Consider the following 17,315-nt stretch of genomic DNA (forward strand, 5'->3'; position numbering starts at 1 on the left):
AGTAACCATAAATTATTGGTCAACGTCTTATTTACACTAAACAAACCCAGCTACGAATACAAGGCAATTACTGAACTCAGCAGTTAGAAATAATTAGCGATATATCGAAGAAGATGGGTTGTGTTCGCATATTCTGAGGCGTTTGCGCTATTTATCGCCCCATGAGGGCATAACTGACAGTAAGAGATGGTACAATAACGGACAGTTTTGACGATAAGTTGCTGGTCATAAACGCCTTAACTAATGATACTTCTAGTATGAAAGCCAACAATATTTTATTTATGATAAGTATCATAATATATTGAATGGTTGTTTCAGTCTGTGAAATAGTATCGGCACGCTTACCCAAGTTTTACTGTCTGTGTCACAAATCATCCATGAGACTCACTATAACTGTGTCACTAAGATTTATCTAATTTATGATTATTATCTTTAGTATTTTATTTAATTATAATGTATGTAAAACAGTATCTTACAGTAGGTAATTTAAGTTATAATTGACAAATACTGTATGAATTTGACCGAAAAATAGCAAAATTTTGCTGTGTTAAATTATAAATAACTGAAACAGCACCAAAAATACCAAGCTTTTTACGGTATTTATCCAAAGGCTAAGAGACATATATATGAATTTGCAGCGGGTAGATTTAAACCTATTGGTACATTTAGATGTGTTGCTACGAGAAAAAAACGTCACTCGGGCAGCTGAGCAGCTTGGAATTACCCAACCTGCGATGAGTAATATATTACGTCGTCTTCGAAAATTGTTTAATGACCCATTGCTAGTGCGTTCCTCAGAAGGCATGACGCCAACGGAACGCGCCTTGGAATTGCAGCCTCGTATTCGTGAGATACTCGCTGATTTGACACAAGTATTAGAGCCACGCACCGAGTTTCGTCCTTATAGCACCTCGCGTGTCTTTCGTATTATGACGTCAGATTATGCAGAAGCGACGTTAGTACCAAAATTGGTTAAGGCGCTACGTTCTGAAGCGCCCAACGTTATTTTAGACTTTTTGACCCCATCTGACGTCTCTTATCGTGATATGGAGCAGGGTCGAGTGGATTTGGCAATCAATCGCTTTAATGAAATCCCCCAAAGTTTTCATCAAGTATTGGTATGGCGTGATACCTTTAGTTGTTTACTGTCTTCTGAAAGCCCTTATGCCAATCGCTTTAATCTAAAAAACTATCTAAAAGCCCAGCATGTGTGGGTATCTAAAACGGGTATGGGCGTCGGTTTTGGTGTCAATCCAGAAAAATCTGGTGGTCTTGGCTCTATCGATCAAGCCCTCCAGCGCTTAGGTCAAAAACGTCAAATCAGTGTCTTTACTCGCCATTATCAAATGCCTGCGATGCTTGCCGCCAATAAAGATTTGATCGCAACCTTGCCGACTCGTGTGGCAAGAATGCAGGCCAATAATGACAGTATTATGATGGAAGAGCCGCCATTTTTTATTCCTGAATTTGAGCTAACCATGGCATGGTCACCGTTATTACAGCACCATCCTGCTCATCGCTGGTTGCGTCAGCTCATCATGCATGTGGCTCGTCAGGTGGTCGCAGAAGAAGAGAATCCGCCACAAGATATTCCTGTGACCAATCACTTATTTTAATACGAAAGGCATCTTTTAAGACTGGGCGCAGCTTTTTCGAATATTTCTGCTTCATCGTTAAATAAAAAACCAGCGAACAAGCTGGTTTTTTGTTGTCCAAATTCTATCAAAAAAATATATATTTAAGGCGTAGTTAATAAGACAGTCACATTATTAACATCTTATGCACACTTCTTCATAACTTGTAAAACTACTGCTCATACAGTTTGTTATGATGATTGCACTTTAAGAAAAAAGATACGTACAAGGCTTATTATTAAGCCCAGCAACATTATCTATATTTGTAGAAAGATGCATAATTCATAACTCAATCCTATACATTTCTTAAATAACAAAGCAATTAAACCAATAAAAACTCCTAATAATAAGGACAAAAGTCATGGCAGATATTACTACGGTAAACCCAGCAACGGGCGAAAATATTAAAGAATACAATTACATGAGTAAAGATGAGGTCAATAAGATTGTTGATGCCTCACACGAAGCGTTTTTAGAATGGCGTAAAACCAGTCATGAAGAGCGTGCGAAAGTGATCAACTCTATTGGCGATACTCTGATGAAATACAAAGAAGAGTTGTCTAAATTGATGACTGAAGAGCGTGGTAAGCTTTATAGCCAGAGCTTGCAAGAAGTAGATTTGTGTAAAGGCATTTGTGATTATACTGCTGAGAATGGTATTACTGCTCTTGCAGATGATGAGCGCGAAATCGAAAACATGAAAAAGGGTATCGTTACCTATCAGCCTATTGGTGTGATCTACGGTATGCAACCTTGGAACTTTCCAGCATATCAAGTATTCCGTTATACCATCGCCAATCTGATGGCTGGTAACAGTATTTTACTTAAGCATGCAGCAAATGTGACTGGCTCAGGCCTATTGATTGAAAAAATCTTCCACGAGTCTGATTTACCAAATGACTTATTCCGCACTATCTTAATCGATCACGATCAGTCAGAAGAATTGATTGGTCATGATAAAATACGCGGTGTGACTCTTACAGGTAGTGATGGTGCAGGCAGTATCGTTGGTCAGCAAGCTGCAAAAGCCATCAAAAAAGTGGTTCTAGAGTTGGGTTCAAACGATGCATTCATCGTCCTAGAAGATGCCGATTTAGATGTCGCAGTAGAGACCTGTGCTCAAGCGCGTCTGATTAATAATGGTGAAACTTGTGTGGCCGCGAAGCGCTTCATCGTTGTTGATAGCCTGTATGATGACTTCCGTCAGCGCATCGTTGAAAAGTTCGAGAACGTAAAAACAGGCGATCCAATGGATGATGGCTCAAGCATTGGCCCATTAGCTCGCAAAGATCTGCAAGAAAAGCTGCATGAGCAAGTAGAAGAAAGTGTGAAAAAAGGCGCTACTATCGCAACAGGTGGTAAGTTACCAGAAGGTAAAGGCAGCTTCTACCCAGCAACTATCTTAGAGAACGTTGAAAAAGGCCAACCAGCTTATGACGACGAATTGTTTGGACCGGTGGCATCACTAATACGTGCCAAAGATCAAGACGATGCCTTGCGTATTGCTAATGACAGCCGTTATGGCTTGGGTGGCGCGATTTTCTCTAAAGATGAAGAGAAAGCGATTCGTCTAGCTCGTGAAGAGTTTGATACAGGTATGGTCTACATCAATGGCTACGGTCTTGCAAACCCAGCACTTCCATTTGGCGGTGTTAAAGACTCAGGTCATGGCCGTGAGCATGGTGGATTTGGTATCAAAGAATTTGTCAATATTAAGGCAGTACATGTATTTGATGGTAAATAATACTTGCAAAGGTAGTACCAATTTTTAATAAATACTGCTTATTAACTTAGATATCAAAAAGCCCAGTCATAAATGACTGGGCTTTTTTTGTTTAACTGTCTTTGAATAATAATTTGTTATCTTATTATCCCATCAACTGTCTAGATACAGTTTCAAAGGCAAAGCTGGTAAAAAAGTGCTGTCCTGACTATTTGACTCACCGTGATTCAATGATAGTACGCCTTTTGCCAATAATAAAACGGTCCAAGGTAATAATTGATGCTCAAGCTTTTGTACACGCTTCTGCAAATTCTCAGCCGTATCTTTTTGATCCAAAGATAGGACAGCTTGGGTCAGAACGGCTCCAGCATCAAGCTCAGCGGTCACAACATGAATGCTACAACCATGATGATATTCGCCTGCTTGTATGACGCGTTGATGCGTATCAAGACCCTTATAGGCAGGCAGTAGAGAAGGGTGCAAATTGATCATCGGTGCTGGTGAGTTATTGATAAATGAGGCACTCAATACCCGCATAAAACCTGCCAGCACAATGAGATCTGGTTGCCATGCTTGAAGCTGCTCACTGGCATGACGCTCAAAGGTTTTGATACCCATACGCTTACCACTAGCAACGTGTGACAACACGGCCACTGGAATAGAAGCAGCATTGGCACGTGTGATGGCATAAGCGTCATCACGATTGCTAATCACACCAACTATCTCGATGGGTAGCGCGCCGGCTTGCATGGCATCGATCAAGACTTGTAGATTGCTGCCGCTACCAGAGACCAAAACCGCCACTCGTAATGGTTTAAACGTTTGGTTTGGATGATTAGTCGACACAGTATCTATGGGCATGGTGTCAACAGATTTAATATCAACAGACATTAACGATATACCACCGCGTCGAAGTCACGATTGACCATTTCGCCCAACTGCCATGCCTTCTCACCGGCATCGTTTAACGTTTTGATTGCGCTCTCAGCTTTGTCTTTAGGAACAACGATGACAAAACCCACACCGCAGTTAAAAGTGCGATACATCTCGCTTTGTTCAATATTGCCCTGAGTCTGCAACCAAGTAAATAGCTCTGAGAATTGCCAGCTATTGGTGTCGATACTGGCAGCCAAATTCTCTGGCAATACGCGAGGTAAGTTATCAGTCAAGCCGCCACCTGTGATGTGGGACATCGCGTGCAAAGCTGAGCTGCCAAGAGTATCTTGCAACGCTTTGACTGCTTTTACATAGATGCGAGTAGGGGCCATCAGTGCATCTTGAATCGGTTGACCATCTAGCTGCTCATCGCTGCTAGTCACATCAACACCGCTCACTTCGATGACTTTTCGAACCAATGAATAACCATTAGAGTGTGCGCCACTTGAAGCAAGCGCAATCAGTACGTCACCTTCAGCGACATTTTCACCCGTGATGACTTCGCTTTCTTCAACCACACCCACACAGAATCCGGCCAAGTCGTAATCTTCATCTTGATACATGCCTGGCATCTCAGCCGTTTCGCCGCCGATCAATGCACAGTTCGATAACTTACAGCCTTCACCAATACCAGTAACCACCGTAGCAGCGGTATCGATATCAAGCTTGCCCGTTGCATAATAATCTAAAAAGAATAACGGCTCTGCACCGCATACCAATAAATCGTTGACGCACATAGCGACCAAGTCGATACCGATTGTGTCGTGACGATTCAGCTGTAAGGCCAATTTGAGCTTAGTACCAACGCCGTCAGTACCCGATACTAATAAAGGCGACGTGTAACCAGTTGGAATGCGACAAAGCGCTCCAAAGCCGCCAAGTCCGCCCACAACTTCAGGACGAGAGGTGGCTTTTGCCACTGATTTAATACGTTGAACCAGCGCATCGCCAGCATCAATATCAACGCCAGCATCTTTGTAGCTTAAAGAAGGCTTGTTACTCATGGTCATCTCACAATTTTATAGGGGAATGAAGGTCAGTCAGTAGAAAAGCGAATCGGTCGTGTTAATTTTGCTGATAGTGCGCGCATTATACCCAAAAATGCCCCTCACTCGCAAAGCAACTTGCCGATATTTGGCTGATTTTCACTAGGATTTGCTATAACTCATCAATCAGGCGTCAAGAAACAAAAAAATGACGGATTTTTTTTTGGACTCTGCGATAATGGAACGCTAAATTTATTGTCAATAATGGCTCATTATTATACTGGTGTTACTCAATAGATATACGATCTACTCAATCACGCCGATGTCTTAAATTAGCCCTGTCATAGGATTGCTTATCATGATAAACCAACCAATAGATCCCTTTTTTCGGCGTTTATTTATTGTCGTTGGTCTGGTTGTCGCTATTTATTTATTATATTTGATGCTACCGGTCATTATGCCGTTTGTCGTCGCTTTCGTACTTGCATACCTGTTCAATCCGCTGGTGAGACGTTTGTCAAAGTATCTCAAACGTTGGGTGGCGATTATCATTGTGTACTCCACCATTACTTTTGGGATGGCATTACTACTTTGGTGGTTAGTCCCGACACTGTGGTATCAGTTGCAAGCCGCGTGGGAGTATTTGCCTAAAGTGCTGAATTGGTACAATCAAGTGGTACGTGAATGGTTTGTGGCTAACACTCCCATGCGTCTGCCAAGGCTTGAGTCCAAAGAGTTTTCTGATACTTTGCTAGATTATATGCAAACGAATTATAAATTTTCAGATGCCAGCACCTTGATGAGTCAAGTCATTGCATCGAGTATGATCTTTATCAACAACGCAGGACTTATTGTACTTGTACCAATTCTGACCTTCTATTTCTTATTTAATTGGGACAAGCGCTTGCATACATGGAAGATGGCACTCCCTGCCTCTCATTGCGAAAGAATTATTCATATCGCTCAAGAATGTGATCGTGCGCTGATGGCTTTCATCAAAGGTCAGTTGCTAGTGATGGTGCTACTAGGGGCTATTTACGCAGTACAGCTACAACTGATTGGGCTTGAGCTTGGACTCATTATTGGTATGGTTGCAGGTATTGCAAGCTTCGTTCCTTACTTGGGTTTTGGTATTGGTTTTATTGCTGCCATCATCGCCTGTCTATTCCAGTTTGGACTAGATTGGACATATTTGGCATTGGTTGTCGGTGCGTTCTTAGTTGGGCAGGCAGCAGAAGGCTATATTCTACAGCCATTGCTTTTAGGGGATAAAATCGGTTTATCACCATTATGGGTTATCTTTGCTGTACTGGCAGGAGCCAGCCTGCTGGGCTTTGTTGGTATGTTGATTGCCTTGCCCGTTTCTGCTGTGCTTAATGTATTGTTCCGCCATTTATACGCTTACTATCGCTCAACGGATTTTTATAGAGGCCGTAAACAACTGGTTTTGTTTAAAAAAGAGTAGGTAGGTCATTAGTTAGTCAATTGGGCCATGGAGTCTTGATGACGAATGGCAAGGTAGGAAAGCAGCGCCTATTCAACCTTAATCTGTAAAAGACTTGTCAGTCATTTTGCAAATATGTTATATATAGGCGCAGTATTGATGGTATAAGTTGCTATCAAGCATGTCAGGCACAAGCGTCATTTTAGTAAATACGCCTGTGGTTTACATTTAAAAAAAGACAATTTATGAACGCTGTCAATCGGTAGCAAGTAATTCGCATTAGATAGTTCATACTAAATAGTATCAGAGCAGTTCGCACCTTTAAAAATATTGATACTCTATTCCTTTTTATTATATTGCATTACGCAAAACGAGTTGATGATTCATGGCAGAAGCACAGCTAAGTCTCAATCTGGACATTAAGCATGATGCAAGTTTAAGCGACTTTGCCGGTCCGGGTTGGATGTCGATTATTGACGCAGTACGGCAACTCCATGTCGGCCTGATTGGTCAGCTATATCTGTTTGGCAGTCCTGCCACGGGTAAGTCTCATCTGCTGTCTGCTATTTGTGAGTCGTTTATTGAGATGGACAAGTCGGCGATTTGTTTGTCACTCAATGAGCTGATTCATACGGATGTGCACGTACTGTCTTCCTTAGAGAACTTTGATCTGATTGCGATTGATGATTTAGAAGTGTTAGAGCAAAGCAGTCAGTGGCAAGAAGCCTTATTTCACCTGATCAATCGCAGCCGTGAAGGGCAACGTCAGTTGTTGTTTGCGGCCAATACGCCTGCTGGTGATTTGCCATTTCAGTTAAGAGATTTGATGACTCGTTTGGCACAAGCGCCTACGTTTAAAGTCCCTAACGGTCATGATCTTGCCGACCGTCAAGCATTGTTACAGTCTATTTTACGTCGTCGTGGCTGGCAGTTTGATGATCGAATTATTGATCATTTACTGACAGAGGGGCCTCATCGTATTGGGGCCATGATGGAAGTACTTAACTATATTCAGCCGATGTTCTCTAACCTTGGACGTAGTAATATATCCAAAGCAGTCATCAGCGATGCGCTACGTACTATCGATGAGCAGACGCTCGCAGCTGAGCTTGCTGATATTGCACAAGAAACACAAGTAGATAACGATGCGGCTGGTCAAGAGCAGCATACGATGCCCCTCGATTTTTAGTATTAAGAACACCTATTTTTTTATCCAAAACGCTTTTACTATTAATGGAACCCTTTATGAAACCAAACGCTTCTTTGCTAAAAAAAATGACTCTCAGCACGTTACTTGTTGCTGCTGCGTCCGTTCCTATGCTGTCACAAGCCGCGGTCACTTTGTCCGTTGATGATCATATAAAAGTAACTGCTATCAATGGACAGGAGTTGCAGCAAAGTATTTTTCAGCCATTAACCAAAGAGTTTACTCTTGAGCCGGGTCGTCACGCAATTACTGCAAAATACGATCGTCTATATGATTTGCGCCGTGATGAACATGACTACTTGCGCTCTGGTAACGTCAGTGTCGTCGCAGAATTGGCAGACAACCAAAACTATCGTCTTGTCATGCTAAATCAGCCAGAAGAGTATCAAGCTGCCAAAGAATACGCCAAACAACCGACGCTAGCGATACAACAGAACGGCACAGTAATCGCAAGTCAAAAGGCGATGGCGGGCAGTCAGGGTAGTTTATTTGCAGGGTTGGGTAAAGCGTTAGGCGGTGTGTTTGATGGCGCAGGTGATGCTGAAATGCAAAATCAGCGCGCTATTGCCGCGATCAGCCCAGCAACGACAAATACTCAAAATAACATGAGTGCTGGAGTAGTTACTTCTACCACTCAAACCACAAACATAAATGCATCTACGGATAAGCTGGATCAGTTTATGCAAATTTGGCTACAAGCAACGCCAGCTGAGCGTGAAAAAATGCGCCAATGGGTACAAGAATAACGCGTTACTTCTATCAAGTTTGAGACCAAAAAAAGCACCTATTAAGGTGCTTTTTTCTTACGCTACATATTTTTTAGTGCCATAAATTCTTTGACGTTATGAATACAAGGGACTATTTAAGCGGGTTATTAGCCTAAAAAGGCATTATACATCCATACATGCTTTTCTTGTAGCTGCACATATTCATCGACCAAATCCGCTGTACCTTGATCTTCTGCTTCTTGTGCTGCGGCTGACACATCACGTTGTTCTTCAATCAGCGTTTGTAAACCAGTTACAATGCCTTTTACGCATGTTTTGCCATCTTTGACGTTTTTATCTTCTTTGATGGTCGTGTGCTGAGCAAAGTCGCTATAAGCGTGAAGTGGTGTGCCGCCTAGCGTTAGGATACGTTCTGCGATTTCATCAATCTGTAATTGTAGTTCAGTATATAACTCTTCAAACTTAGGATGTAATGAAAAGAAATGCTCGCCTTTCACGTTCCAATGATAACCACGCACGTTGATATAAAACGTATGATAGCTTGATAACAGACCGTTTAGCTTCGTGATGATACCGCTCATGTCGGCTGTTTCTAGACCAATTTGGTTTGTGTCGTTATTAGTATGACTCATAATATTATCCTTATAGTGTGAGTGTTGATATAGCAGGCTTAAAGAAGATTAAAAGTGTAACAACTCGCTTGCTGTATTACCATACATACTTTATGTATGGCGACTTATAATGTTAAAGTTTTTTTGAACCAAAGTTAATAAAAGACGTTTGAATCAATAAAGCTTTTTACCCTTCTTTTGATGCTTATTATAATAACAAATAACTGTCTATAAGTTAAATTCAATGAATTTAATAATGCGATTGGTTTTACAAATTATTATGGTTTAATAAAATTGTAATCCAAACAAACATGTATCCAAGCGACTAATGGTGCCTATTAACAACGATATCCCCTTTATCGCTTATTACATGAACGACAAAAGGGAGGTTTTGCCTTACACTGGCGGTTTTAAGTTTTCAGGATTTAACCCTTTAACGGCAACCACTTCTTGTAAGTGTTGACGTACTGTGTCAATGGGGAATTTCTGTGCTTGCAAGCGTTTTGGTAAAATTTGGCTGCCTTGCTGACCTTTCATCTCAAACATCATAAAAATATAGTCGTCAGTCTCATCCCAGCTTTTAATAGCGCTCCAAGGTATAACGGCTTGCTGAGTAGAGCCAGCTCGCATCTGCATACCGCGCATCTGATTACTTTTCATCATTTCAGGCTGGTTGCTTGGCATTGCCATCACTAAGCCATGTTTTTGTACGCCGAGCTTCATTTGACGCATCTCATCTGGCATTTCTTGATCGGCTACTTGTTTCTCAAACTCCCGTTTGACATACCATTTAAAGCCAAGCGTACGAACCAATAAATAAATCACAACTGCAACCATCATCAACCAAAAAATAATGGTGGAATAGCCAGTGACAAAAACCAGCCCTGCAACCGCTAATATCACAACGATTGCCATGATGATCCATTCTTTTTTCTTAATGCTCTTTAGGCCAAAAGAAGGACTGGCACTGGCAAACAATTCGTATTGTGCTTGATGAAATTCAGCCTCGGTGATGTTTAAGGCGACAGGTTGCAGCGTGTAGGGGTACAAGGCCATAAAGGTTTCTCAAATACTTGTATGAAAAGCGTTGGGTTTAAATCGTCAAATTAAAGCAGTAATGCCATATTTGACCAAATGTCGAAAAATAGTATGCGCTTATCTTACCGAAAAGTGCTCCTAAATGAAACAGATAAGCCATCCTCTTCACCGATAGAGGGCACATTATTGCTATTAATTGAGCGAGACAGTATAAATTGGGAGTAATTGCAGACCAAAGCGTGATTTATAGTCAAAATGAGTTTGCCATAAGCCAAATACATGAAGCAAAACAGCGTATTTAGAAAACGCGCAAAATTTGACCAAAACATGGTCAAATCTGCTGGGTCTTGTTATTATAGCGTCTGGCTTATATTTTGATAAAGAATAGGCCAGCATGGCAAGATAATGATTGGGCTATCAAGATTAATGATATCTATGAGCTGACCAATGATTATACCAATAATGTTTCAACTTCTTATTCACTCTCAGTGTGACAGGCAACTATTATGATTGATCCGAAACTCTTACGTGGCGATTTAAGCGATTTACAGCAACAACTGGCCACTCGTGGCTACGCGCTTGATATGGAGTTTTGGCAATCGATTGAGTCCGAGCGTAAATCCTTGCAAGTCAAAACTGAAGAGCTACAAGCGCAACGTAATGCTGGTGCTAAGCAAGTGGGCGCGCTAAAAAAATCAGGCGAAGATGCCACTGAGCTGCTTAATGAGATGCAGCAAGTCAGTGGAGAGATCAAGGCGGCTGAAGATGAGCTGCGCACCTTACAAGAACGTATCACGCAAGCGGCATTGCAGATTCCAAATATTCCAGCGGCAGATGTGCCAGTCGGTACGTCAGAAGACGATAATGTCGAAGTACGCAAGTGGGGTACACCGCGTACGTTTGATTTTGAGATAAAAGATCACACGCATATTGGCGAGACGCTTGGGATGCTGGACTTTGAAGCAGCGACTAAGCTAACGGGTAGCCGTTTTAACGTGCTACGAGGGCAGCTTGCGCAACTGCATCGCGCACTGATTCAGTTCATGCTGAACACGCACACCGTCAAGTATGGCTATACTGAAATGTACGTGCCTTATATTGTCAATTCAGAGAGCTTAAAAGGCACAGGTCAGCTGCCTAAGTTTGAAGATGATTTGTTTAAATTAACCAATCATACGAACAATGACGAGATGGACTTTTATCTGATTCCAACAGCAGAGGTACCAATGACCAACTTGGTACGCGGTGAGCGTTTGGATATCAAAGAGTTGCCGCTAAAGTTCACTACGCATACGCCTTGTTTCCGTAGTGAAGCAGGCTCACATGGTCGTGATACGCGTGGTCTGATTCGTCAGCATCAATTTGAAAAAGTTGAGATGGTCAATGTCGGTACTAGTGATCAATCTGATGACCTACTAGAAGCCATGACCGGACAAGCTGAGTATGTCCTACAGCAGCTTGAGCTGCCGTACCGCACAGTACAGCTATGTACTGGCGACATGGGTTTTTCGGCGCAAAAAACCTACGACATCGAAGTATGGCTACCAAGCCAAGACACTTACCGTGAAATCTCTAGCTGCTCTAACTGTGGCGATTTCCAAGCGCGCCGTATGGGCACACGCGTCAAAGATGGCAAGCAAACCAGCCTTGCGCATACCCTAAACGGTTCAGGCTTAGCAGTCGGTCGTACGCTGTTAGCAGTTATGGAAAATCATCAAAACGCTGATGGTAGCATCACCATTCCAGAAGTGTTGCGTCCATTTATGGGCGGTGCTGAGCGTATTGAAATTTGAAGTTAGTAACGTCATGAAGATCTTGACCATAGTTGATGAATTGAATTACTCACAATATCTCATCTATGGTCAAAGCAGCGGCGACAATTTGTTAGGCTTTGAAATAGATGCCAATATATTTTTCTGTTGTAAGGAAAACAATGTTGGTTGCGATTTTCTTGATCAAGAACGCCATGATGATGCAAATTGTATGCTTACGTTGCGCTGCAAATTTGCAAATAATATAAGCTATCAGCAAATGGCAGATTATTTGGAAGAGAGATGGCTTCAGTATGTTTGTTATCGAGAATTTGAGAAACATTATATTGAAGTCATTAATAATCAATTGATTTTTTATTATGTGACCCGATCAAGTTGTGGACTAGGAGTAACAGGAAAAATTGTTGCTACTTAGTTTATAATGAGCCACCTATTTAGATATCCAAGCAAATTCAGTTCAAGAACCTTTTTTAATCAAATAAACTTTCCTTTAATATTAGGACATGCTATGCCTACCCCAATTAACGAACGTAAACTAGCCAATGCCATCCGTGTGCTGTCGTTTGACGCGGTTCAAAAAGCCAACTCTGGACATCCAGGTGCGCCAATGGGTATGGCCGACATTGCCGAAGTGTTGTGGCGTAAATTTTTAAAGCATAATCCTGCTGATCCGCAGTGGCATAACCGTGATCGCTTTGTACTGTCAAACGGTCATGGCTCAATGCTTATCTACTCATTGCTACATTTATCAGGCTATGACGTTAGTGTTGATGACCTAAAAGGCTTTCGCCAGTTACATTCAAAAACCCCAGGTCACCCTGAGCTTGGTTATACGCCAGGGGTTGAAACCACGACAGGTCCACTAGGACAAGGTATTGCTAATGCCGTTGGTTTTGCCATTGCTGAAAAAACATTAGCGGCGCAGTTCAATCGTGACGGGCATAATGTTGTTGACCATCATACCTATGCATTCTTAGGCGATGGTTGCTTGATGGAAGGTATTAGTCATGAAGTTTGCTCACTGGCTGGCACGTTAGGTCTTGGCAAGCTCGTATTCTTTTATGATGATAACGGTATCTCGATCGATGGCAATGTCGAAGGTTGGTTCACTGATGATACCGAAGCGCGCTTTGAATCGTATGGCTGGCAAGTCATCAAAGTTGACGGTCATGATACTGATGCCATCACGCAAGCAACTGAGCAAGCGATTGCAGAGACTAGCAAGCCAAGTCTAATCATTTGCAAGACCACGATCGGTGCAGGTAGCCCGAACAAACAAGGCCTAGCAGCAAGCCATGGTGCACCACTCGGTGATGACGAAATCATATTAACTCGTGATGCCTTAGCTTGGACGCATGCGCCATTTGAATTAGATGATGAAATCTATGAAGCATGGGATGCCAAACCAAAAGGCGATGTACAACAAAAGAATTGGGAAGCAGATTTTGCCGCTTATGAAAAAGCCTATCCAGAGCTTGCAGCAGAACTGTCACGTCGTCTAAATGGCGAGTTGCCAGCAGATTTTGCAAGCCAAGCGCAAGCGTATATTCAGCAAACGCAAGAAGCGGGTGGCGATGTTGCTAGCCGTAAAGCCAGTCAAAATGCTATTAATAGCTTGCAGCCATTATTGCCAGAGTTACTAGGCGGTTCAGCAGATCTCGCTGGTTCAAACCTCACGCTATTTAAAGGCGCTAAAGGTATCGAGAAAGACGCTGATGGCAACTATATCTATTACGGCGTACGTGAGTTTGGTATGACGGCGATTGCCAATGGTATCGCATTACACGGCGGCTTTATCCCTTACGTGGCAACTTTCCTCATGTTTATGGAATACGCGCGTAACGCAGTACGTATGGGCGCACTCATGAAGCAGCGTGTCATCCATGTCTATACGCATGACTCGATCGGTTTGGGTGAAGATGGCCCAACGCATCAGCCAGTTGAGCAATTGACGAGCCTACGTACCACGCCAAACCTACGCACGTGGCGTCCGTGTGATGCGACTGAATCTGCAAGTGCTTGGGTAGAAGCGATCAAGTCAGAAAGCAACCCATCAGCATTGATCTTTAGTCGTCAAAGCTTGCCGCATCAAGCGCGTGATAGCGAGCAAGTCGCTAACATCACCAAAGGTGGTTATGTACTGGCGAAAGAACAAGGCGAGCTACAGGCAATCATCATCGCAACTGGCTCAGAAGTTGGTCTAGCGATGGAAGCGTACGAGACACTAAGTGCAAACGGTGTTGGTGTGCGTGTGGTGTCTATGCCATGTGCTGAGATATTCGTTGAGCAAGAGGCGAGCTACCGTGAAGCCGTATTGCCTGCCAATATCCGTGCTCGTGTCGCAGTGGAAGCTGCGCATGTAGATTACTGGTACAAGTTTGTTGGCTTAGATGGCAAAGTCATTGGTATGACGACTTATGGTGAATCAGCGCCAGCAGACGAGCTATATAAAGAGTTTGGTATTACGACTGACGCTGTGGTTGAAGCGGTAAATAGTTTGGTTTAATTAAGACTAAGTTTTTAAGTTTATAAAAGCGTTGCTAGAGTAATCTGGCAACGCTTTTTTTATGGTTGAATTTTGGTTTTGGAGCTATTTTTTTGTTCCACTTTAATCAATGTGGTTATCGGTAAAATAACTGCTGCAACCAGTACTAAATTCTGTGCCTCAACATAATGATTTAGTGGTAAATTAGAATAGATTGATTGCTCACAAAGCTAAGTTTTACTTCTCGTGCAGCTCTCATATAAAAATAAATTATATGACTACAGAATTGGAAAAATTAGATGAATAGTATCGAACTGGCAAATGCTATTACATGGCTAAAACAGATTGAACTAAGTGAAGGCTTGATAGCAGCCTGCATAATCGGAATATTTGGACTATGCGGTATTCTCATTACTCAGAGATCTGAACGCAAAAAAGAATATGAAGCCTTTTTAAGAATAAAGTTTGAGGAAGTAGTCTTTAGACTAGTTGATTTTGCAGCCATTATTCAGGAAGTTCAATCCAAAAGTTTTTCAAGCAATTGCTATGAAGCTTTAGATGTTGATGAATTTTACAGAGAAGGTGGCAAGATAGAAATATTGATAGCTTTATATTTTCCAGAGCTTGAGAAAAAATATGAGTTGTTTTTAAATGCAGGGGGAGACCTGATAAATGCACAGTATGAACATGAAACTAATCCTAACGATAGTACTTTAGATGTACTTAAACAGCTTGATGAAGAGTATGATCGGGTTTATAAGAGTTTTTATAAACATATCAGATCATGTTCTTCTGCTTATGCCAAGCCTTTAAAGCATCGTAAGAGAGTGCTGATTAATTAAATTTAAAGAGTTTTGTTATTGCGCTTAGCACATTCTATAACCATTCTAAAGATCGCTATTATGTCCCTAAAATCCACCTTCAAAGGCTTCCTCGGCGAAACTGTCATCAACGTCGCCATGTGGTTAAAACTTGAAAAAGATATTTATCACCGATTAAATAATATCACCTTGCCATTAGCCAATGGTGGCAGTACGCAAATCGATCACGTCATCGTATAATAAATACTCAACTTGGTATTTCAAATACCTATTACCCAAATGCCTTTAATATCTTTGTCATTAATAGCGACTTTAATGAAATTAATAATGCCTGTTAAGTAATTTACCATTTCATTCTGATGCCTATAGCGAATGCGACGAATAGTTAGAATCTTTTTAAGCTTCTTTGTAAGATACAAATCTAACTTATGAACCGTTTCTAGATTTTTATATTGTTGAATACCTTGCTGTAACTCTATAATCTGTTGCAAAATAATCTCGAGACTATTTAGATCGTGATAGTTGTTAAGTCCCCAGTGGTAATATCGTTGCTGTTCAGGTGTTCTTTCTGTAGATTCATTGGTGCTAAAGATAGGCTCAATTAGAAAAAAGCTTCCTCTTGTACAAAAATAGAATCTATAAAATTAAAGTCTTCTATGTTGTGATCGCTTCTGTTGTCACTTTTATCATAAACGAACTGGAAGGTTAGACCACCTGTAAGTGCGCTTGATTTTTTTATTCTAAAGTCAATCATCTGTATTTATCCATATAATGAAAATATCATGCAAACCCTTCTAATCGAGTAGAACAATCAATTAACCAATCTGCTACTGCTCTGACTCGTGCTGAGCGTCTTACATCTGGGTGCATGACCAAATAGAGGGGATACGATTGAGCCAGTGGAATAGGGGAGTGTGTATCTAACTGCTCAGTTTGTAATGGCTCAGCAGCCGCGTAACTGTCCGCTGAGGAACGAATTTCCAAGTCGGTTAAGGTTAATTTGTTAATAGGATCAATCGCTGTCAATTCTGGGTACTGACGTGCTAAAAAGTCAGGTAATAGCGCAAACCCTATTTTTTGACGAGCCGCGTGACACGCCATATATAAGTCATTGGTACTAAACACAATCGTATATTCTCGCTGCTGCATGAACGCTTGCGACCAAGCAAGTACTCTGGCGTTGGCTTTAAACTCTATCAGTTGCCATTGCTCAGGTCTGGTATCTTTGAGGTATTTATTGTGGGCATAAAATCGATAAGTCGACGACCCTAATGTACGGATAACCAAGTATTCCTGAGTGGGACGACGCGTGCGTATAGCGATATCAGCTTCTCGTTGATGTAAGTTGCTCATACTTACATCGCCGCTTAAAGTCAATACGATATCTGGAAAGCGCTGGCGAAAATCAGCCAAAGCAGGTATGAGCACCTCATTTGCCCATACAGGCGGGGCGGATACCACCACTTTGCCTTGTAGAGCGTTCTGATCAATAGCCATTCTTTGAAAAGTGACTATCTCTTTTTTGACTTCTACTGCTTGGTGGTAGAGCCGATCGCCCTCGATAGTTAACACGTAGCGTTTGCCCAGTCGATCAAAAAGATTGATGCCGAGCGTTTGCTCAAGATGTTCAATACGCCGAGCAACCGTGCTGTGCTGCACATTCATTGCTTCAGCGCATGCAGTCAATGTTTGTTTTTCTACCAAGCAAACAAAGTAAGCCAAATCGTCCCAGTACATAGTTATTCTCTTATTTTAATCATCTCTTATCTTAGCAAATTCTGTTGTGCATATTTGCACAGTCAATGTGTGGGTGTCGTCTGTTTGTCTACTACGCCTTTCATTAGACTGTATATAATTCGTTGGCAGCCTTGAAAGTGCCACGATTTATGCAATCCATAATATAGTCAGTCCTAAACAAAAGAGGATCACC

General features: G+C 41.8%; 15 protein-coding genes. 10 read left to right on the plus strand and 5 right to left on the minus strand.

Annotated features, from left to right (window positions below):
• The first annotated feature begins 626 nt into the window (after nucleotides 1-626).
• Together CIK80_RS10845 and CIK80_RS10850 are read left to right on the plus strand one after the other, a co-directional pair.
• On the plus strand, nucleotides 627-1,616 hold the full coding sequence (locus tag CIK80_RS10845; protein WP_062845203.1) for a LysR family transcriptional regulator: 990 nt from the start codon (nucleotides 627-629) through the stop codon (nucleotides 1,614-1,616).
• Nucleotides 1,617-1,995: 379 nt separating this feature from the next.
• A complete protein-coding gene (locus CIK80_RS10850; RefSeq protein ID WP_095569998.1) occupies nucleotides 1,996-3,378 on the plus strand; it encodes an NAD-dependent succinate-semialdehyde dehydrogenase in 1,383 nt (460 codons plus the stop codon).
• 132 nt (nucleotides 3,379-3,510) lie between these two features.
• Here the strand turns inward: CIK80_RS10850 and purN are convergent, their stop codons facing one another.
• On the minus strand, nucleotides 3,511-4,218 hold the full coding sequence (gene purN / locus CIK80_RS10855) for a phosphoribosylglycinamide formyltransferase (protein ID WP_095570390.1): 708 nt from the start codon (nucleotides 4,216-4,218) through the stop codon (nucleotides 3,511-3,513).
• A gap of 29 nt (nucleotides 4,219-4,247) precedes the next feature.
• Nucleotides 4,248-5,297, minus strand: a complete 1,050-nt coding sequence (gene purM / locus CIK80_RS10860) for a phosphoribosylformylglycinamidine cyclo-ligase (protein ID WP_095569999.1) — start codon at nucleotides 5,295-5,297, stop codon at nucleotides 4,248-4,250.
• 340 nt (nucleotides 5,298-5,637) lie between these two features.
• Between purM and CIK80_RS10865 the strand changes: the two genes are divergently transcribed.
• From CIK80_RS10865 to CIK80_RS10875, 3 genes are all read left to right on the plus strand, one after another.
• Nucleotides 5,638-6,744 (plus strand): AI-2E family transporter, encoded by a 1,107-nt coding sequence (locus tag CIK80_RS10865; RefSeq protein WP_062845200.1) that lies wholly within the window; start codon nucleotides 5,638-5,640, stop codon nucleotides 6,742-6,744.
• 364 nt (nucleotides 6,745-7,108) lie between these two features.
• Nucleotides 7,109-7,912: a DnaA regulatory inactivator Hda gene (hda, locus tag CIK80_RS10870; protein WP_062845199.1), complete on the plus strand. Its 804-nt coding sequence runs from the start codon at nucleotides 7,109-7,111 to the stop codon at nucleotides 7,910-7,912.
• 56 nt (nucleotides 7,913-7,968) lie between these two features.
• Nucleotides 7,969-8,676 carry a DUF2057 family protein gene (locus tag CIK80_RS10875; protein WP_095570000.1) on the plus strand — a complete coding sequence of 236 codons (708 nt, stop codon included), beginning with the start codon at nucleotides 7,969-7,971 and terminating at the stop codon, nucleotides 8,674-8,676.
• 128 nt (nucleotides 8,677-8,804) lie between these two features.
• On the opposite strand, the gene CIK80_RS10880 is transcribed toward CIK80_RS10875, so the two are convergent.
• Both CIK80_RS10880 and CIK80_RS10885 read right to left on the minus strand, forming a co-directional pair.
• Nucleotides 8,805-9,290: a Dps family protein gene (locus tag CIK80_RS10880; RefSeq protein ID WP_095570001.1), complete on the minus strand. Its 486-nt coding sequence runs from the start codon at nucleotides 9,288-9,290 to the stop codon at nucleotides 8,805-8,807.
• A 375-nt stretch (nucleotides 9,291-9,665) separates the two neighbouring features.
• A complete protein-coding gene (locus CIK80_RS10885; protein ID WP_095570002.1) occupies nucleotides 9,666-10,325 on the minus strand; it encodes a YcxB family protein in 660 nt (219 codons plus the stop codon).
• Between the two features lie 488 nt (nucleotides 10,326-10,813).
• Here CIK80_RS10885 and serS point away from each other — a divergent pair, with 488 nt between their 5' ends.
• The 5 genes from serS (at nucleotide 10,814) to CIK80_RS10910 (ending at nucleotide 15,625) form a co-directional block, all read left to right on the plus strand.
• On the plus strand, nucleotides 10,814-12,100 hold the full coding sequence (serS, locus tag CIK80_RS10890; protein WP_095570003.1) for a serine--tRNA ligase: 1,287 nt from the start codon (nucleotides 10,814-10,816) through the stop codon (nucleotides 12,098-12,100).
• Nucleotides 12,101-12,113: 13 nt separating this feature from the next.
• On the plus strand, nucleotides 12,114-12,494 hold the full coding sequence (locus tag CIK80_RS10895) for a hypothetical protein (protein WP_095570004.1): 381 nt from the start codon (nucleotides 12,114-12,116) through the stop codon (nucleotides 12,492-12,494).
• Nucleotides 12,495-12,587: 93 nt separating this feature from the next.
• Complete coding sequence (gene tkt / locus CIK80_RS10900; RefSeq protein WP_095570005.1) at nucleotides 12,588-14,585, plus strand: transketolase; 1,998 nt, start codon at nucleotides 12,588-12,590, stop codon at nucleotides 14,583-14,585.
• 278 nt (nucleotides 14,586-14,863) lie between these two features.
• Nucleotides 14,864-15,406 (plus strand): hypothetical protein, encoded by a 543-nt coding sequence (locus CIK80_RS10905; protein WP_095570006.1) that lies wholly within the window; start codon nucleotides 14,864-14,866, stop codon nucleotides 15,404-15,406.
• Between the two features lie 60 nt (nucleotides 15,407-15,466).
• Nucleotides 15,467-15,625, plus strand: coding sequence for a nuclease-related domain-containing protein (locus tag CIK80_RS10910; RefSeq protein WP_257011750.1), 159 nt, complete (start codon nucleotides 15,467-15,469; stop codon nucleotides 15,623-15,625).
• 540 nt (nucleotides 15,626-16,165) lie between these two features.
• Here CIK80_RS10910 and CIK80_RS10920 read toward each other — a convergent pair.
• Complete coding sequence (locus CIK80_RS10920; RefSeq protein WP_095570008.1) at nucleotides 16,166-17,122, minus strand: LysR family transcriptional regulator; 957 nt, start codon at nucleotides 17,120-17,122, stop codon at nucleotides 16,166-16,168.
• Nucleotides 17,123-17,315: the final 193 nt, after the last annotated feature.

Origin of the sequence: Psychrobacter sp. JB193 (assembly GCF_002285555.1) — a bacterium.
GTDB classification, from domain to species: Bacteria; Pseudomonadota; Gammaproteobacteria; order Pseudomonadales; family Moraxellaceae; genus Psychrobacter; species Psychrobacter alimentarius.